This is a genomic window from Streptomyces broussonetiae, assembly GCF_009796285.1.
GTDB lineage: Bacteria > Actinomycetota > Actinomycetes > Streptomycetales > Streptomycetaceae > Streptomyces > Streptomyces broussonetiae.
Map to the genome: position 1 here is coordinate 7,380,785 of NZ_CP047020.1, position 15,465 is coordinate 7,396,249.

13 protein-coding genes and 1 pseudogene are annotated in these 15,465 nt (G+C 69.7%); 5 read left to right on the top strand and 9 right to left on the bottom strand.

The genetic code is table 11. From position 1 onward, the window contains the following. Positions 1-5: 5 nt before the first annotated feature. The 3 genes from mhpA to GQF42_RS33890 are packed head-to-tail and all read right to left on the bottom strand — an operon-like array spanning position 6 to position 3,687. Positions 6-1,610, bottom strand: a complete 1,605-nt coding sequence (gene mhpA / locus GQF42_RS33880) for a bifunctional 3-(3-hydroxy-phenyl)propionate/3-hydroxycinnamic acid hydroxylase MhpA (protein WP_158926336.1) — start codon at positions 1,608-1,610, stop codon at positions 6-8. Beyond that, positions 1,607-2,545, bottom strand: a complete 939-nt coding sequence (locus GQF42_RS33885) for a fumarylacetoacetate hydrolase family protein (RefSeq protein ID WP_158926338.1) — start codon at positions 2,543-2,545, stop codon at positions 1,607-1,609. The genes mhpA and GQF42_RS33885 overlap by 4 nt, the downstream gene beginning before the upstream one ends. Further along, a complete protein-coding gene (locus tag GQF42_RS33890; protein ID WP_158926340.1) occupies positions 2,542-3,687 on the bottom strand; it encodes a VOC family protein in 1,146 nt (381 codons plus the stop codon). The genes GQF42_RS33885 and GQF42_RS33890 overlap by 4 nt, the downstream gene beginning before the upstream one ends. Before the next feature lie 138 nt (positions 3,688-3,825). Between GQF42_RS33890 and GQF42_RS33895 the strand changes: the two genes are divergently transcribed. Then, positions 3,826-4,461, top strand: coding sequence for a TetR/AcrR family transcriptional regulator (locus GQF42_RS33895; protein WP_158926342.1), 636 nt, complete (start codon positions 3,826-3,828; stop codon positions 4,459-4,461). Positions 4,462-4,464: 3 nt separating this feature from the next. Here the strand turns inward: GQF42_RS33895 and GQF42_RS33900 are convergent, their stop codons facing one another. The 3 genes from GQF42_RS33900 to GQF42_RS33910 all read right to left on the bottom strand — a co-directional run bounded on the left by GQF42_RS33900 (position 4,465) and on the right by GQF42_RS33910 (position 9,650). After that, positions 4,465-5,106: a TetR/AcrR family transcriptional regulator gene (locus GQF42_RS33900; protein WP_199272889.1), complete on the bottom strand. Its 642-nt coding sequence runs from the start codon at positions 5,104-5,106 to the stop codon at positions 4,465-4,467. Positions 5,107-5,220: 114 nt separating this feature from the next. Continuing rightward, complete coding sequence (locus GQF42_RS33905) at positions 5,221-6,267, bottom strand: zinc-binding dehydrogenase (RefSeq protein ID WP_158926344.1); 1,047 nt, start codon at positions 6,265-6,267, stop codon at positions 5,221-5,223. Positions 6,268-6,425: 158 nt separating this feature from the next. Then, the gene (locus GQF42_RS33910) at positions 6,426-9,650 is read right to left on the bottom strand and encodes a bifunctional cytochrome P450/NADPH--P450 reductase (protein WP_158926346.1); all 3,225 of its coding nucleotides are present in this window, start codon (positions 9,648-9,650) and stop codon (positions 6,426-6,428) included. A gap of 250 nt (positions 9,651-9,900) precedes the next feature. On the opposite strand from GQF42_RS33910, the gene GQF42_RS33915 reads away from it, so the two are divergent. Continuing rightward, positions 9,901-10,590, top strand: coding sequence for a TetR/AcrR family transcriptional regulator (locus GQF42_RS33915; protein WP_233273540.1), 690 nt, complete (start codon positions 9,901-9,903; stop codon positions 10,588-10,590). 371 nt (positions 10,591-10,961) lie between these two features. After that, positions 10,962-11,159: pseudogene (locus tag GQF42_RS47765) on the top strand (SpoIIE family protein phosphatase); the annotation flags it as partial. A 340-nt stretch (positions 11,160-11,499) separates the two neighbouring features. Here GQF42_RS47765 and GQF42_RS33925 read toward each other — a convergent pair. The 3 genes from GQF42_RS33925 to GQF42_RS33935 all read right to left on the bottom strand — a co-directional run bounded on the left by GQF42_RS33925 (position 11,500) and on the right by GQF42_RS33935 (position 12,968). Beyond that, a complete protein-coding gene (locus GQF42_RS33925) occupies positions 11,500-11,733 on the bottom strand; it encodes an NIPSNAP family protein (protein ID WP_158926352.1) in 234 nt (77 codons plus the stop codon). A gap of 42 nt (positions 11,734-11,775) precedes the next feature. Continuing rightward, positions 11,776-12,195, bottom strand: coding sequence for an SsgA family sporulation/cell division regulator (locus GQF42_RS33930; protein WP_158926354.1), 420 nt, complete (start codon positions 12,193-12,195; stop codon positions 11,776-11,778). A gap of 335 nt (positions 12,196-12,530) precedes the next feature. Then, the gene (locus GQF42_RS33935; RefSeq protein WP_158926356.1) at positions 12,531-12,968 is read right to left on the bottom strand and encodes a hypothetical protein; all 438 of its coding nucleotides are present in this window, start codon (positions 12,966-12,968) and stop codon (positions 12,531-12,533) included. Positions 12,969-13,791: 823 nt separating this feature from the next. Between GQF42_RS33935 and GQF42_RS33940 the strand changes: the two genes are divergently transcribed. Beyond that, complete coding sequence (locus tag GQF42_RS33940) at positions 13,792-14,010, top strand: ferredoxin (protein ID WP_158926358.1); 219 nt, start codon at positions 13,792-13,794, stop codon at positions 14,008-14,010. Further along, positions 14,007-15,410, top strand: coding sequence for an NAD(P)/FAD-dependent oxidoreductase (locus GQF42_RS33945; protein ID WP_158926360.1), 1,404 nt, complete (start codon positions 14,007-14,009; stop codon positions 15,408-15,410). Before GQF42_RS33940 ends, GQF42_RS33945 begins: the two co-directional genes overlap by 4 nt. Positions 15,411-15,465 lie beyond the last annotated feature (55 nt).

Consider the following 15,465-nt stretch of genomic DNA (forward strand, 5'->3'; position numbering starts at 1 on the left):
CCTCGTCAGGGGGCGGGCCGGGCTTCGGCGGGGCGGCGGGCGGTATGCAGCAGCGGGGCCCAGGCTGCGGTGTCGGTGAAGTCGCCGGCGCCTGTGGGGACGGTGTCCAGTACGACGCGGTCGGGGCGCAGCAGGACGGCATCGGCGCGGCCGCGGGCCAGCCAGGCGGCCAAGGTGCCGCCCTCGTCCAGGTCGCCGACGTGAACCGTGGGCGCGCCCAGTGCCGTGGCCACGCCTGTCATCTGCGCGGTCGGCGGCACGGCGGTCAGGACGGCGAAGGAGTCGCCGAGGACGTCGTCGAGGCGCACTCGCCTGCCGCCCTGCAGGACCCAGGGTTGGGGGCAGAAGGTGCCGGCCAGCCCGCGACCGGTCAGGCGGGGGCGGCGCCGTACGAGTGGACCGGCGGTCAGGGCGGGGCTGAGGTCGCGGCTGACGGTCGCGGTCACGCCGGGGATGCGGCAGGCCGTACCCATGACGGTCCGGCGGAATGCCGCGCCGCGGTCCTGGCCGCCGGTCATGGCCCAGCCGACGGCGACCGCGACACGGATGAGGTGGCGGGCGTGTGGCTTGCGCTCGCGTTCGTAGGTGTTCAACAGCCCGTCGCCTGCGCCCTGTCGGAGAACGCGGGCAAGTTTCCAGGTGAGGTTGTAGGCATCGCGCAGGCCCGCGCACAGCCCCTGCCCGATGAAGGGTGGGGTGAGGTGGGCGGCGTCGCCCAGCAGGAAGACGCGTCCCCGGTGCCACCGGTCGGCGAGGCGGGCCCGGAAGGTGTACTGCGCCTGCCGGATCACCTCGAAGTCGTCGTCCTCCGACCCGTCGGACGGCAGATCCACCCAGGGCGCTACCAGCTCCCGCAGGCGTGCCCGCCCCTGCGGGCCGTCCAGGCGCTCGTCATCGTCCAGCCGGAACTCCCAGCGGTAGCGGTCCTCGCCGACCCGCATGTAGGTGGCCGGACGGGTGGGGCAGCAGATCTGCTCGGCGCCGTCCCAACTGCTCACCCGGCGGCTGGTGCGCACGTCGATGACCCGCCAGCTCTCCTCGAAGTGCAGGTCCTCCCAGACGGCGCCGATGGCCTCCCGGGTGATGCTGCCCGCGCCGTCGCAGCCGAGGACGGCGTCGGCCCACAGGTGCTCCTCCTCTTCGCTGCCGTCGCGGCGGAAGGGCACCCGTACCGGAGCCGTGCCGTCGGCGGGCTGCGTGACGGACACGGCCTCGGCGCCGCTCCACAGCTCGCACTCGGGGCGGCGCTTCAGGGCATCGCGCAGCAGGCGTTCCAGTTCAGGCTGGTCGAACATGTTGGTCTGGGCGAAGCCGTGGTGGCCGTGCGGGGAGCGCGGGAACTCGGTGATCACGCGGCGCCGGGGATCCAGCAGCCGCAGGCCCGGTGCCGGGCGGGCGACGGCGGCGAACTCCTCGTGGACGCCGACGCTCTGCAGGATCCGGCAGATCTCGTCGTCCGCGACGACGGCCCGTGGCAGGGGGTAGATGTCCCGGTGGCGTTCGAGGAGCAGGCTGGGCACTCCGTGTCGTGCGAGCAGGAGGGCGGCCGTGACCCCGACCGGTCCCGCGCCGATGATCACCACCGGTCTGCGGGCTGCTGCGGCGCTCACCTCGCGTCCGCCACGGCGTTCCGCTGCGCGCCGAGGTCGATCCGCCCGTCCGGGGTGGCGATCGTGGCGGTGATGAGGTCGCCGTCGCGCAGGTAGAGGGGGTTCTTGGCCTGCCCCTTGAAGAACGCCTTCCACCTGACCGCGGGCGGCAGCAGCGCACTGATCTTCGCGACCGGCTTGGGCGGGGCCTTGAGCGCCGTGCCGCCGGGTGTGCCGGTGAGCAGCAGGTCGCCCGGGTCGAGGGTCTGGAAGCGGGCGAGCAGGGTGAGGGCCTGGGCGGGCCGTACGATCATGTCGGCGAGCGTGCGGTCCTGGCGCGGGGCGTCATTGACATTCAGCCGCAGCCGCAGGTTCAGAAGGTGGGCGAAGTCCTCGGGCTCCAGCAGCGCCAGGTACGGACCCGTCGGCGTGAAGGTCGGGTACGACTTGCTCTCGTAGAACTGGGTCTTGGTCAGCTGCACATCGCGGGCGCTGACGTCGTTGGTGAGGACGAGCCCGGCGACGTAGCGGGGCAGGTCCTGCTCTTCGACGACGGTGCCCACGGGCAGGCTCGCGCCCATGACGAGGCCGAGTTCCACCTCGTAGTCGAGGAACTTCACATGCGCCGGGCGGACGATCGTGTCATGCGGGCCGCTGACCGAGCCCGACGCCTTGCGGAAGAAAGTGGGCGGGATGTCGCCGGTGAAACCCGAATCCTTGGCGTGACTGCGGTAGTTGACCATCTGGGCCACCACCCGGCAGGGCGTGGTGACCGGGGGCAGCGCCACCAGGTCGGCCACGGGCGTGCCGGCCTCACCGGAGGCGGCGGCCTCCCGCACCGCGGCCCGGTCGGCGAGCAGTTCGGCGGTGGTGAGCGCCTCGGTGTCGACGCGGACGGCGCGCTCGTCCCGGACGGCCCACCAGCCGTCGGGGGTGCGCAGGACATTGGTGCTCATGAGCTCATCGCTTTCATCAGGCCCAGCAGGCGTGAGGGGTCGAGTTCGTTGTCGCCGCGCAGGGCCGTCACGACCTCGCGCAGCTTGGCGGGGGAGGGGTTGGCGCCGAGGAAGTCACGGGTGACGGGCGGGCCCCACTGAGCCAGGCCGCTCGCCGACATCGGCGCCCAGCCGGGTTCGAGGTCGCGGGAGAACAGGTCGCCGTCGGCGAAGTGCTCCAGCATGAAGCGGTCGGGGTCGCGCCAGTAGTCGAAGAGCTGGCTGCCCTGGATGTGTCGGCCGATGCCCCAGCTGCGCCGGTAGCCGCGCTCGGCGAGGTACTCGCCGCCGGCGGCGATCGAGTCGAGGTCGGTGACCTGGTAGGCGGAGTGGACGTATCCGGTACCCGGCCCGAGGTGCAGGGCGAGGGTGTGGTGGTCCACGGGCGTGCTGCCCTGGTCGCAGCGGATGAACGCCATGGTCGGCCCGCGGTCGCGCTGCCCGTCCAGGAACAGGAAGTCGGACACGATCATCCCGAGGGTGTCCAGGTACCAGTTCAGGGCCCGCAGGAACACCCGCGTCTCCAGCACCACGTGACCGAGCCGCTGGATGCGCGACGGCTCGCGGGGCGGTCGCTGGGTGGCGTTCGTACGGCGACGCCCGGTGCCGGTGTTGAGGATCAGCGGCTGCTGCTCGGGCAGAGCGGGCAGCTGCTCGGCGCAGTGCACGACCCGGACCGGGAAACCCGAGGGATCGAGCAGGGCGACCGCTTGTCCGCCGCCGGGGACGTCGATGTCGCGGACGTCACTGCCGGTCGCGCGGGCCAGCCGGTCCAGATCGGCCCGTTCGGCCGCGCGGAATGCCGGCCCGACGAAGCGGGACGCCTGCCCACGACGGATGACCATGCACGGTGAGCCCGCGAAGGTGCCGCGCAGCCACAGCTCCCGTTCGGTGCGGGCGGCGATCTGGAAGCCGAAGTCCCGGGCGAACACCTCGGCCCGGTCCAGGTCCGGCTTCTCGAACTCCAGCCAGGCCAGGTCCGCCACCTTGATGACGGGGTTCCGGGACCGGCCGGGGTGCTCACCGCGCAGGGCGCCCAGCTCACTGTGGAGATCTTGATGGGGCGTCTGGAGATCGGCCCTGTTAACGGGGGTGTGGGACATGGTGCCCTCCAAGCAACACTGCCGTAATGAGGAAATCATCAACTTTGCCGCTGCTCATCGTCAATAGAGCAAACCCAAAGAAGTGAGGGAATCATCAGTCATGCGGGTGTCATCGGCCCAGTTGTTACACTCGGTCGTATGCCGACGTCAGCCCCGCCCCGCAACCGCTTCGAACGGCGCCGCGCCGAGACCCGTCAGGCACTCGTCCGTGCGGCCCGGCAGATCCTCGCTGAGACCGGGGACACCAGCGCCAGCATCCAGGCGATCGCCGAGCGCGCGGACGTCGGTTTCGGCTCCTTCTACAACCACTTCGAGTCCAAGACGGAGCTGTTCGACGCCGCGGTGACGGACGCTCTGGAGGAGTTCGGCCAGGTCATCGACGAGCGTGTGGAAGGGATCGACGACCCGGCCGAGCTGGTCGCTGCGGGATTCCGGCTCACCGCGCGGATGGCCGACTCCCACCCGGAACTCATGCGGATCCTGCGGGACCGCGGCCTGGCCCACATCCACTCCGAGCGTGGCCTGTCCCCCCGAGCGCTTCGTGATCTGGAACGCGGCATCGCCTCCGGGCGCTTCACCGGCACCGACCCGACCACGGCCCTGTCCGCTCTGGGCGGGACCCTGCTGTCCCTGGTGGCGCTACGGCTGGCCCGCCCCGACCTCGACGGCGACGAGACCGCCTCCGAACTGGCCGAGATGGTCCTGCGCATGCTCGGCCTCTCCCAAGACGACGCGCACGAGGTCACCCGGCGCCCGCTGCCCGGCCTCGACTGACCGTCAACCCACCTCTGCATCGCGCAGAAGGTCCCGAACCCGGCGCGCAGCGACCCGCGGTGCCACGCCGGCGGCGACGAGGAACGCGGTCGCCGCAGCCTCACCCCTGGGATCCGCCCACGTGGACTCGGTGTTCTCCTCGGCCAGTGCCAGCATCAGGGCCTCCAGTGCCTGGGCGAGGACACGTGCGGGGACATGGTCCGCGAACACGCCTTCGTCCTGGCCACGTCGTAGGGTCGCGACGGCCTCTTCGCGCGCCGGCGCCAAGGTGGTGCGGATCGCCTCTCGTCCCACAGCGCGGCGCCCCAGAGAGACGAGCATGCGGTACTGGTCGCCCACCGCCCATGCCGCCAGGGCCATCCGCGCCATCTCCGCCAGCGGATCAGCGCCCGGGATGCGTGTTGCGGCGAACGCCTGTTGCAGTGCCTGGGCTGCTTCCTGTGTCAACTCGGCGATCAGCGCCTGCCGGCTGGAGAAGTGGTGGTAGAGCGTGCGCCGGGCGACGCCGGCTGCCTGAGCGATGCTGTCGAGGCTCGCGTCGGGGTCGTCCCGCAGTTTCTGCCGGGCGGCGGTGAGGATGCGGCTGCGGTGGGAGTGAGCGTCCCTGAGCTGCGGGATGCGAGCCAGGGTGTCGGGAGTCTGCACGGCTCCGTCCTTCCACGGGTTCTGCCTGTCGGAAAACCGTGGGCGCCGGTGCTCCCTCACGCACCGGCGCCCACTCACCCCTGCCCGAGGTGGCTTCACATCCCGCTGACGGCGTCAGGGGACGAGGATGAGGCGGATCGGGTCGCCGATCTTGTTCTCCAGACGGTTGACCGCGTCGGCCGCCTCGACGAGCGGGATGTGGTCCGTGATGGAGGGGGCCAGATCGAGGCGTCCGCCTGCGGCGAGCTGCACCAGCTCGTAGACGCCGTCGGGCGTGCCGCCGTAGTGGCCGCGGACTTGCTTCTGCAGGTAGTTGAAGGTCAGGCCCTCGGTGATGGTCAGCGGCCTGGGGGTGATGCCGACCAGGATCAGGGAGCCGCCCAGGCCGAGGACGGAGGCGGCCTGCTCGCGGACGGCGGGTACGCCGGCGCAGTCGAAGGCGAAGTCGAGGCCGCGTCCGCCGGTGGCCGCGCGGACCTGGTCGGTGAAGTCCGGGGCGGCCGGGTCCAGGGCGAAGTCCGCGCCGAAGGCGAGAGCACGCTCACGCGCGCTGGGCAGCGGGTCGACGGCGATGATGGGTGCCGCGCCGACCAGGCGGGCCAGGCGCACGTTGTGCGCGCCGACTCCGCCCACGCCCCAGATGCCGACGGACTGGGCGGGACGGACGCCCGCGGTGGCGACGACGGCGGCGTAGGGGGTGGAGACCGCGTCGGGGATGATCGCGGCCTGGTCGAAGGGCAGGCTGTCGGGGATGGGGACGACGGTCTCCTCGGGGGTGACCATGTACTCGGCCCAGCCGCCGTCGTAGTCGATGCCGGCGGTGCGGACCTGGGCGCAGGCGCGATGGCGCACACAGCCCTCGCACTTGCCGCACGTCTTGCCCGCCTCCAGGGTGACGCGGGTGCCGACGGTCAGGTCCCGCTTGAGGTCGGGGCCGAGGGCGTGGACGACACCGGAGACCTCGTGGCCGACGGTGACCGTGTCGGAGTCCAGGAAGAGCGGAGGCAGGGAGCCGTCGAGCAGGTGGACGTCGGAAAGGCAGACGCCTGCGGCCTTCACCTCGATGAGGACCTCACCAGGTCCGGGTACGGGGATGGGGACCTCCTCCACGGCGAACTTCTTGCTGTCCACGTGGAAGCGTCCGGCGAGCATGGTGTCCATGAGGAACTGCTTTCTGTGAGCGGCACCGATCATGGGGATTCAGCGGTGCCCTGGTGTGTGATGGCTTGTGGTGGCGGGGAGGCGTACGGCTGGCAGCGGGGGAGTGCCGCACGCCTCCCGGCGTGGGGAGGTCACACGCCTTGACGACGTTGTAACGGTCAGGCGAAGACGTCCTGCTGGTAGCGCTCGTCCGCTTCGAGCTGGGCGAGCCACTGCTGGGCGGTCTCGTCTTCGCTGCCGGTCCTCTGACGGTGGATGGCGGCGAGGGCCTCGCGGACGGCGGGCGCCATACGGCGGCCGTCACCGCAGACGTAGATGTACGCGCCGTCCTCGATGGCCTGCCACACCGTGTCGGCGGCGCCCACGATGGCGTTCTGCACGAACCGGGCCGGGTGGCTGGTCACCGCGGAGTAGGCGGTGTGGATCTGCGCGATGCCGGCCTGCTCCCAGTCCCGCATCTCCTGACGGTAGAAGTAGTCGTGCTCGGGGTGGCGGCAGCCGACGAAGACCTGCGCCAGGCCGACCTGGATGCCGTGCTCGTGCTGCCAGGCCCGCTCCTCCAGGAAGCCGCGCAGGGGCGCGATGCCGGTGCCGGGGCCGATGAGGATCAGCGGCGTGGCGGGGTCGGCGGGCGGGGCGAACGTCGGGGAGGGCACGCGGACGTAGCCGTAGACGACGTCCCCGGGCTCCAGGCCCGCGATGTAGGAGGAGCAGGTGCCGCGGTAGTGGCCGTCGCCGGACAGGGCCGGGCCCTCCAGCAGGCCAACGGTCAGGCGCACCTGCCGTGGGTTGGCCGACGGGGCGGAGGAGATGGAGTAGAAGCGCGGACGGATCGGGCCCATCATCTCCAGGAAGACCGCCAGCGGCAGCTCGACCGCCGGAAAGCGCTCCAGCAGGCCCAGCACCGAGACCCGCTTGCCGAGGATCTCCTTGCTGTAGCGCTCCTCGGCCTCCTCGGTGTCGGCGGTGTACGCCTGGAGCTGCGGCCGGGTCCACGGGCACTGGGTGTACTCGGCCAGGGTTTGGATCTGGGAGCGGGCGGCCACGTCCTGCAGTTCCAGGAACTCGGTGAGCAGGATGCCCGCGGTGACGGGGACGCCGACCGGCAGGTGCGTGCGGCCGCCTGCGGGCAGGTCCAGGCGCAGCACCTGGTCGTACTCGACACCGAGCCGCTTCAGCGCGCGGTTCACCAGGGCAGGCTCGTTCTTGGCGAAGACGGCCACGTGGTTGCCGGTGTCGTAGGTGACGCCCTCGGGCAGCTCGAAGGTGATGGACCTCGCGGACGGGCGCGGCGGCTCGATCCGGAAGTCCCACAGGCCGGTCGCGTCGGCCACCAGCTCCTCGTTGGCCACCACCTTGAGCGGATATGCCTGCTCGGAGACGATCGCGGGACGCACGTCGGACTCGGTGAGCAGCTGGACCTCGTAGCGCGGGCCGCTCGCCTCGGAGGTGTCGGCGGCGTACTCCTCGGCCAGGGTGGCCCACAGCGTGTCCATCCAGCGACTGGCCATGCCGTCGAAGTCACCTGCGGCGTCCGCGATGCCGCGCTCGACGACCGGAGTGGCGCCGGCGGCCAGCAGCCCTTCCTCGATCCGCTTGGGGAACGCCTGGTAGGTGGCCACCCACTGGGTGTTGCCGGCGCCCAGCAGCGCGAACCGCACGTTCGACAGAGAGCCCTCCGGCAGTCCGGCGCGCAGCAGGTCGTCGAAGCGCTGCGCGTTGTCAGGGGCCTTGCCGTTGTAACTGGCGGCAACAACCACGAGCAGACCCTCGGTGGGCAGGTTGTCACCGAGCTCGTCCAGGCTCATCAGCGTGGTGCCGAACCCGGAGCGCTCACCGCGGTCGGCGATGGTGCGCGCCAGGTCCTCGCACGAACCGAGGCTCGATCCGTAGGCGACGGTCAGATTCACCCCGACGCCGCTCACCGCGGCCTGCTGCCGCTCGTCGTCGCTGTGCAGGTCGACGGCGCCGAACACGGCCCGCTCGTGCTCCTGACGCCTGCGGATGACGAGTTCGAAGTCGCCGGGCTTGCGCGTCAGGGCTTCCCGCACGTCCATCTTGTAGTCGGTGGTGTCGGAGAACTTGAACTTCTGCAGCACCAGCGCCAGCGCCAGGCGGGCCTCGGTGAGGGCGAACTGGCGGCCGATGCACGCGCGCCGGCCGTTGCCGAACGGCTTGTAGGCGTGCTGGTGGTGCCGGGCGCGGTTCTCCGGCAGCCACCGGTCGATGTCGAACTCGTGCGGCCTCTCCCATGCCTTGGGGTGGGTGTGCAGCGGACCCATCAGCAGGTTCGTCTTCGTGCCCTGCTTCAGTTCGTACCGGCCTCCGATGACGGTGTCCTCGAGCGGCGCCTTCATGATCTGCGGTATGGGAGCCCACAGGCGCAGGGTCTCCTCCAGGATCCGCGGGATCACGTCCATTTTCATGATCGTGTCGTAGTCCGGGAGCGTGTCACCCGGCATGAGGCGGTCCACCTCGGCGTATGCCTGGGCCAGCACGTGCGGGTTGCGCATCAGCGAGTACGTGGCGAACGACAACAGGCCGCTGGTGGTCTCGTGGCCGGCGATCAGGAACGTCACTACCTGGTCGCGGACGTTGTCGTCGTCCAGCGGCCTGCCCGTCTCCGGGTCGGTGGCTTGAAGCATCAGGCCCAGCAGGTCGTCCTCCCCGCTGCTCCTGCCCTGACGACGTTCCTTGATCACGCTCTCGACGAGGTCCCGCATCAGCTGGATGTTCGTGCGGTAGCGCTTGTCGTCGTCCGTGCGCAGCGCGGTCATCTCCGGCAGTTCCTGGGAGCGCCGCATCGACTCCACCAGCGCCTCCAGCAGGGCGTTGAGGAAGGGGTGCAGCTCCTCCTCGGCGAAGGAGTCGAACCGGTAGCCGAAGCCGGACAGGGCGATGGTGTCCAGCGTCAGCCGGGTGTAGTCGTCAGTGATCCTGACCGGCTCGCCTTCCGCGTTCGCCCACTTGCCCACCAGGCTCTGGGCGATCTCCAGCATCTGTCCGTAGTAGTTCTTCATGGCGCGCTGGCTGAAGGCCGGCATGAGGATCCGGTGGGCCATGCCCCAGGCATCACCGTCCTCGACCTCGTGGGCCGTGAACAGGCCCGCTCCCGTGTAGTCCCGGACATGGCTCAGCGGCGCGAAGATCGGCTTTCCGAAGCGGGTCTCGTCGCTGACCTCGGTGACCAGGTCCGGGTCGTAGACGAAGACGTTCTCCTGGCCGGCGATGTTCAGGCTGAAGATCCCCTCCGGGAACTGCTTGGACAGTTCACCGAAGAACGCCACCGGGCTGGTGTCGGGAAGCGGCGGTGCGGGGTCGAGGACCGGGATGCCCTGCGAGGACGGGGTGGGGCGAAGGTCGTTCGCGGCGTGCGTGGTCATGACGTGCTCCTCTGCGTGGAGTGGAGGGGATGGGCAAGGGCGCGCTGCGCTGGTCGGTGCCGCGCTGCACCACAGAAACATACGCCGTATGGATTGGTACCGTACGTCGTATGGAAACTCGGTGCAACCCCGGCCGAGGGGAGGGATGCCGTGAGCGGAGTCGTTTTCCGTACGCTGTACGGGCGCTGATACCGTACGAGGTATGGAAAAAAAGGTGAGACGTCCCCCGCGGGGAACGAGGAAGAGAGACGTGCCTCTGACCGAGGCCGGGATCTACGCCGCCGCCCTGCGGCTGATCGACGAGGACGGGGCCGAGGCGCTCACCATGCGCAAACTCGCGACCGTGCTCGATGCGAACCCGATGTCGCTGTACCACCACGTGCCGAACAAGGAAGCCGTGCTGCGCGGCGTGACGAGAATGGTCGGAGCCCGGTTCCGCACCGTGACGCTTCAGGACGCTCCCTGGCAGGAGCGCCTCCGGCTGCTCGCCACGGACTTCCGGACGCTGGCACACCGGCACCCCGAGCTGATGGCGTACTCGTTCAGCCACCAGCCCGACTTCATCCAGCACGACGACCCGTTCTGGACGGCCCTCACCGCGATCGTGGCCGCTGCCGGCGTGCCGTTGTCGGAGGTCCCTGAGATCGCGGCGCTGATCGTCGCCGTCGTCATCGGTGTCCTCGGCGCCGAACTCAACGGAGCGCTCCACCAGTGGGCGAACCTCAAGCCCCCCGGCCCTGATACCGACGGCGGAGACGGGCCCACGGATGCGGCCCCCGGCTCCACGGGTGCAGGGACTGCGGGCCCTGATCGGGACCACATGTTCCGTCTCGTGATGGACACGCTGATCACGGGCCTGGAAAGCCGGCTCACCGCTGACCGTGAAACAGCCAGGACGCCGGCCGCCGTTGAGTCCGCGGCTCGAGGTGCTACGGCTTGAGGCTCGTCCGTGGCAGGCGAACTCGGGGCGCTGCGGCCGGAAGAGATCGTTTCCGGCGCTGTCCGAGCTTCCTGCGTTCCGAGGTCGGCCAGCAGTGACAGCAGGCTCGCTCGTGCCGAGAGGCGTGTGGAGAGCAGCACCGCCCCGAACCAGTCCACGAGCGGTACCGACCTCGACAGGGAGCGACGCGCGGAGTGTGCCCCACCCCGCAAGGCATAAAAATGGCTTATGGGTGCACACGGGAGATCGGAAGACCGCTTCTTGGCGCCGCAGGCGGGGCGCGGGCTGCTGGTGACCGCGCTCGCACTGATCGTGGGCATCACCGTGACGGACATCGGATCGACATCCACGATCAGGGCCCGCAGGCCGAGATGCTCAACTGCGGCCATCCGCCACCCCTGCTGATCCGTGGTGACCAGGTGACCGTCCTGAACTCCCGCCGACCCTCACTCCCGTTGGGTCTGTGCGCCTTGTGCACACGCAACGACCGCAGCGACCCGTTCACCTTGGAACCGGGCGACATGCTGCTGCTCTACACCGACGGCGTGATCGAAGCCCGCTCACCGACCGGAGCCTTCTACCCTCTCGCCGAACGGTTGCCTCCTTCCCTGCCTCAGGCCCCGACGCCCTGCTGCACCGCATTCACCGCGACCTGCTCGCGCACACCGGGGAGCAGCTCAGCGACGACGCCGCTTTCCTGATCATCGAACGCACCCCCGCGCGCCATCTGCACCGGCCGCACCTCATGTCCCACGCTGGGGGACCTCTCCCGTCCACAACTGGCTGACCTGTCACACCGTCCCCGCCGGGTGGCGCACGGCGCACTGGTGCCCACGGCGGAGCCCGGCCGCCGCCCATGCCCACCGCTGGACTGACAGTCACCTGGCCGAGTTGCGCCGAGCCGCTGAGTCAGCTCAGGGGCGAGCCGGTGGTGGGCGTGAGCACGGTCTCGGCGATGCCGACAATCCGGCTGAGGTCGAAGCCCTCCATGTCGGCGCGAAAGTCCGGGCTGGCCAGGTACGCCCGCAGCCGCTCCTGCACGTCGTCGGTGTCCCTGTAGGAGACGAGGGCGTACAGCTGGGGCGTCTCACTCCCGGAAGCCGCTGGCACCGTCCAGACGACACGAAGCTGGTACTGGGACATGAACGCTCATTCCTTTTCTGTCTGGGCATGGATGGGCAGCGGTCAACTTTGGGAGAGCAGGTACGCCAGTTCGGTGTCCCAGTCGATGCGTCCGGCCTCGGTACCCCGTGGCACCAGAGCCTCCGTGCTTTCCAGGAAGCTCTCGACGTCCCGCACGGGAACCTCGAGCAGGGCGGCGCCCGCGCGAGACCCGAGAGCGATGTACATCGCCTGGTCACCACGACCGACGGCCGACCAGATCCGGACGTCCCCATGACCGGCGCAGCCCTCCAGGCCATCGGCGAGAAGGTCACGCCCCAGGACCCATTCGACGGGCTCGTCACTGCGGGAGAAGAAGGTCGCACGGACGACATAGGGATCAGCGGGCTCGTACCGCAGACGCATACGCAGGGGCAGCGAGTAGACCCGCGAGACGACGAGCCGGGCAGTCAGTCCCTGGACCACAGTCCTCGAAGACTCCATCGGCATTCACTCCAAGGCGCCCCTCCCTCGGCTGCGCCCGCCGCTCGCGGCGGTAAAGACGCATCGGAGGAAGAGGTGTTGCAGCAGGGCCCGGGCGCCGGGACGGCATCGGCAGACCGCGCTATTCGTGGCGTCGCGGCAGATGGGCGACGCGTGCCTGTGACACGAGGTCGGTGTCGGCAGGCAGGTTCGAGAGGAGCGGGGCCTCGCTCAATCGCCCGCCTGGGCGGCGGTAGGGGGACCGTTGATCCTTGACCAGCGGTCGTGTCCCTGCCGCCGACAGGCATCGGGGCGAGGGATACAGCCTCGGCCCATGGGCACCGACAGAACCTGTCTCACCGGTCACCGTGGTTCCGGTCGAAGTGGTCCCAGCCGCCGTAGTTCCGGTCACCGTGGTTCCCGCCGTGGCGGTCCCAGTCCCGGCCGTCGTGCTCGTAGCGGTTCCAGCTGTGCCGGTACGACCTGTCGGACTTCCACCCGCGCCCCTCGTCGCTCCAGTAGCAGCGACCGTCGCGGCTGTGCCAGGACGAGTCGGTGACACGCTCGTCGTGGTGCCAGCCACGGTTCTCGTCCCAGCAGTAGCCCTGCTCGATCAGGTAGCCGATGCCGTGGTCCCAACGGTAGGCGGCGGGGTTGACGCCGACGGCCGGCCGCTGGACGTGGGCGGAGGAGGGAGTCGCGGCCGAAGCGGTGCCCCCGGCACCGATGACGGCGACACCCGCGATCGCCACGGAGGAAACAGCGACAGCGATCCGCTTCGTGAGCTTCTTCATGATCTTTCCTTCCGGTTGGCGCGATCTGCACCAACGTCTTCTCGTGCAGGCGGTGTGTAGTGCCTAGCCCTTGTTCGATCAAGCTTTTCCATACGTTGTATGGAAGCACCTCTCAAGGATTACCATACGACGTATGGAAATGCCGCAGGTGGGGACGGTGACACGCACCACAGGCCGCGGGGTCACCGGAGCAGTCGTCCTGGCAATCCGGCCGAAGGGGCGCACCCCATTTCGGCGACGTGCCATCCCCGGAACAGCTCTCGCGAGATCGTCGACGCGTGGTCGCCCACCAGGAGCTGACCTCATGAGCGCGTGGTCGACGCTGGTGATCGGGCCCCGCCAGGTGTGATCAGCGGCTTGGGCCGGATCGGTTGGCCGAGGCCCGTGTTGTATCCGTAAACCATCGTGATCAGGTGGCAGCTTGCTCGCTGACCTGCTCTCCGGCAGCCCCTGACCTGCAGGCACCCGTCAATGACCAAGAGCTGCCCCGTCCTCGAGACGTGCTGGGCCCCGAACTGCGGTTTGCGATCGTCGGAAGGCGGCGCGAGCATTTTTCTAGGGGCGCAACGGCCGGGCCAAGCCTTGAATGCCGGCGCCATGGGAGGAGGGACGCGCCCTTCGTGCTGCGACACTCCGACAGACGTCGCCCGTGAAGCGGCGGCGCAGCGAATAAGACCGGACCTGCTCAGCCGGTGTTCCGGGCTGACGGGTAGAACACCCGCGGTCGGCTCACCTGGCAGACGGCCTGAACTCCGCCACAGCCGCATGACCGTGTCGGTGGTCGCCGCCGTGGGGCGGTCGGCAGAGCGGAAGGAGTCTGCCCATGCGGATCGTCGTGGACCTGAATCGATGCCAGGGATACGCACAGTGCGTGTATCTGGCGCACGAGGTCTTCAGGTTGAACGGTCAGGAGGCGCTCACCTATGAGCCGAACCCTGATGACGCGCGGCGCCTGCAGGTCGAGCGAGCCGCTGCGGCGTGCCCGGTGCAGGCGATCGTGATCGACCGCTTGGACGGCGAGGAGCGGGGCGAGACGTCATGACCTGGCGGGCAACGGTCGAGGAGCTGGTGCGCGAGTTCCGGGCCAGCGGCCGGATCGTCATCGTGGGTGCTTCTCTGGCCGGGCTGCGGGCCGCGGAGACCCTGCGTGAGGAGGGCTTCACCGGTTCTCTGACCATCATCGGGGACGAGCCGTACGAGCCGTATGACCGTCCCCCGTTGTCCAAGCAGGTGCTCAAGGGCTGGGTGCCGGCCGACCACACCAAGCTGCCCCGTATGCGGGAAGTGGATGCGGACTGGCGGCTCGGGGTGGCTGCCATCGGGCTGGACCGGGCCGCCAAGCAGGTGCGCCTTGCCGACGGTGAGCAGGTCCCGTACGACCGGTTGCTCATCGCCACGGGCACCCGCGCACGGCAGTGGCCGAACCCGGACGAGGCCGCCCTGGACGGGGTCCACACGATTCGCTCGCGCGATGATGCGGAGCAGTTGCAGAAGGAACTGGCCGAGCCGCCGTCACGGGTGTTGGTCATCGGCGCCGGGTTCATCGGCTCGGAAGTGGCCTCTGTCTGCCGGGAACTGGACATCCCGGTGACCGTCGTCGAGCGGGGTTCGGCGCCGCTGGTCGGCGCGCTGGGCGGGGTGATCGGGGAGATCGCCGCGCAGATGCAGCGTGATCACGGTGTGGACCTGCGCTGCGGGCTGGGCGTGTCGTCACTTGAGGGCGACGCCGCCGGCCATGTGCGGCGTGCTCGGCTTTCGGACGGTTCGACCGTCGACGCCGATGTGGTGGTGGCTTCGCTGGGGTCGATCCGCAACGTGGAATGGTTGGAGGGCTCCGGGCTGGCGGCCGGTTTCTGGGGCGTCGGGTGTGACGCCGGTGGCCGGGCCTTCGACATCAACGGCGTGGTCACCGACAGCATCTTCGTGGCAGGGGATGTGGCACGTGCGCCTCATGTGCTCTACGAGTATCAGTTCCTGGCGATGGAGCACTGGGACAACGCGGTGCTCGGCGCGGAGGCCGCGGCGCACAACATGGTGAACCTCGAGCCCAACTACCGCCCGCATCTGCTGCTGCCCGGCTTCTGGTCCGGTCAGTTCGGCGTGAACATCAAGTCCGTCGGCGTGCCGCCGTTCGGCGACGAGATCGTCTTCACCCAGGGATCCGTCGAGGAACGCCACTTCGCCGCCGCCTACGGTCACCGGGGCCGCATCGTCGCGGCCGTGACCTTCGACCACGGCAAGTGGCTGGAGTACTACGGGAAGCTGATCGAGCAATCCGGTCCGTTCCCGCCTCCCCCTCCGGGATGGGACCAACCGCCCGACGTCAAGCCGATGCCGGCCGAGTTCCCGGACCCGAGGGTCCCGACGGCGATCCCCGACGTCGTCCTGACCGGCCACGCCCCGAGCGAGCGCACGGCCGAGTTCCGGCCGCGACATCGCTGACCCGACCGCCGACCGGGCGGATGAGCGGACAGCACCGACAGGAAGAAGGAGGGGA

What these genes read in the sequence shown, in the direction of transcription:
- GQF42_RS33885 (WP_158926338.1), bottom strand. Translation starts at nt 2,545, where the DNA reads ATGAGCACCAATGTCCTGCGCACCCCCGACGGCTGGTGGGCCGTCCGG.
- GQF42_RS33890 (WP_158926340.1), bottom strand. Translation starts at nt 3,687, where the DNA reads ATGTCCCACACCCCCGTTAACAGGGCCGATCTCCAGACGCCCCATCAA.
- GQF42_RS33895 (WP_158926342.1), top strand. Translation starts at nt 3,826, where the DNA reads ATGCCGACGTCAGCCCCGCCCCGCAACCGCTTCGAACGGCGCCGCGCC.
- GQF42_RS33905 (WP_158926344.1), bottom strand. Translation starts at nt 6,267, where the DNA reads ATGGACACCATGCTCGCCGGACGCTTCCACGTGGACAGCAAGAAGTTC.
- GQF42_RS33910 (WP_158926346.1), bottom strand. Translation starts at nt 9,650, where the DNA reads ATGACCACGCACGCCGCGAACGACCTTCGCCCCACCCCGTCCTCGCAG.
- GQF42_RS33925 (WP_158926352.1), bottom strand. Translation starts at nt 11,733, where the DNA reads ATGTCCCAGTACCAGCTTCGTGTCGTCTGGACGGTGCCAGCGGCTTCC.
- GQF42_RS33930 (WP_158926354.1), bottom strand. Translation starts at nt 12,195, where the DNA reads ATGGAGTCTTCGAGGACTGTGGTCCAGGGACTGACTGCCCGGCTCGTC.
- GQF42_RS33935 (WP_158926356.1), bottom strand. Translation starts at nt 12,968, where the DNA reads ATGAAGAAGCTCACGAAGCGGATCGCTGTCGCTGTTTCCTCCGTGGCG.
- GQF42_RS33940 (WP_158926358.1), top strand. Translation starts at nt 13,792, where the DNA reads ATGCGGATCGTCGTGGACCTGAATCGATGCCAGGGATACGCACAGTGC.
- GQF42_RS33945 (WP_158926360.1), top strand. Translation starts at nt 14,007, where the DNA reads ATGACCTGGCGGGCAACGGTCGAGGAGCTGGTGCGCGAGTTCCGGGCC.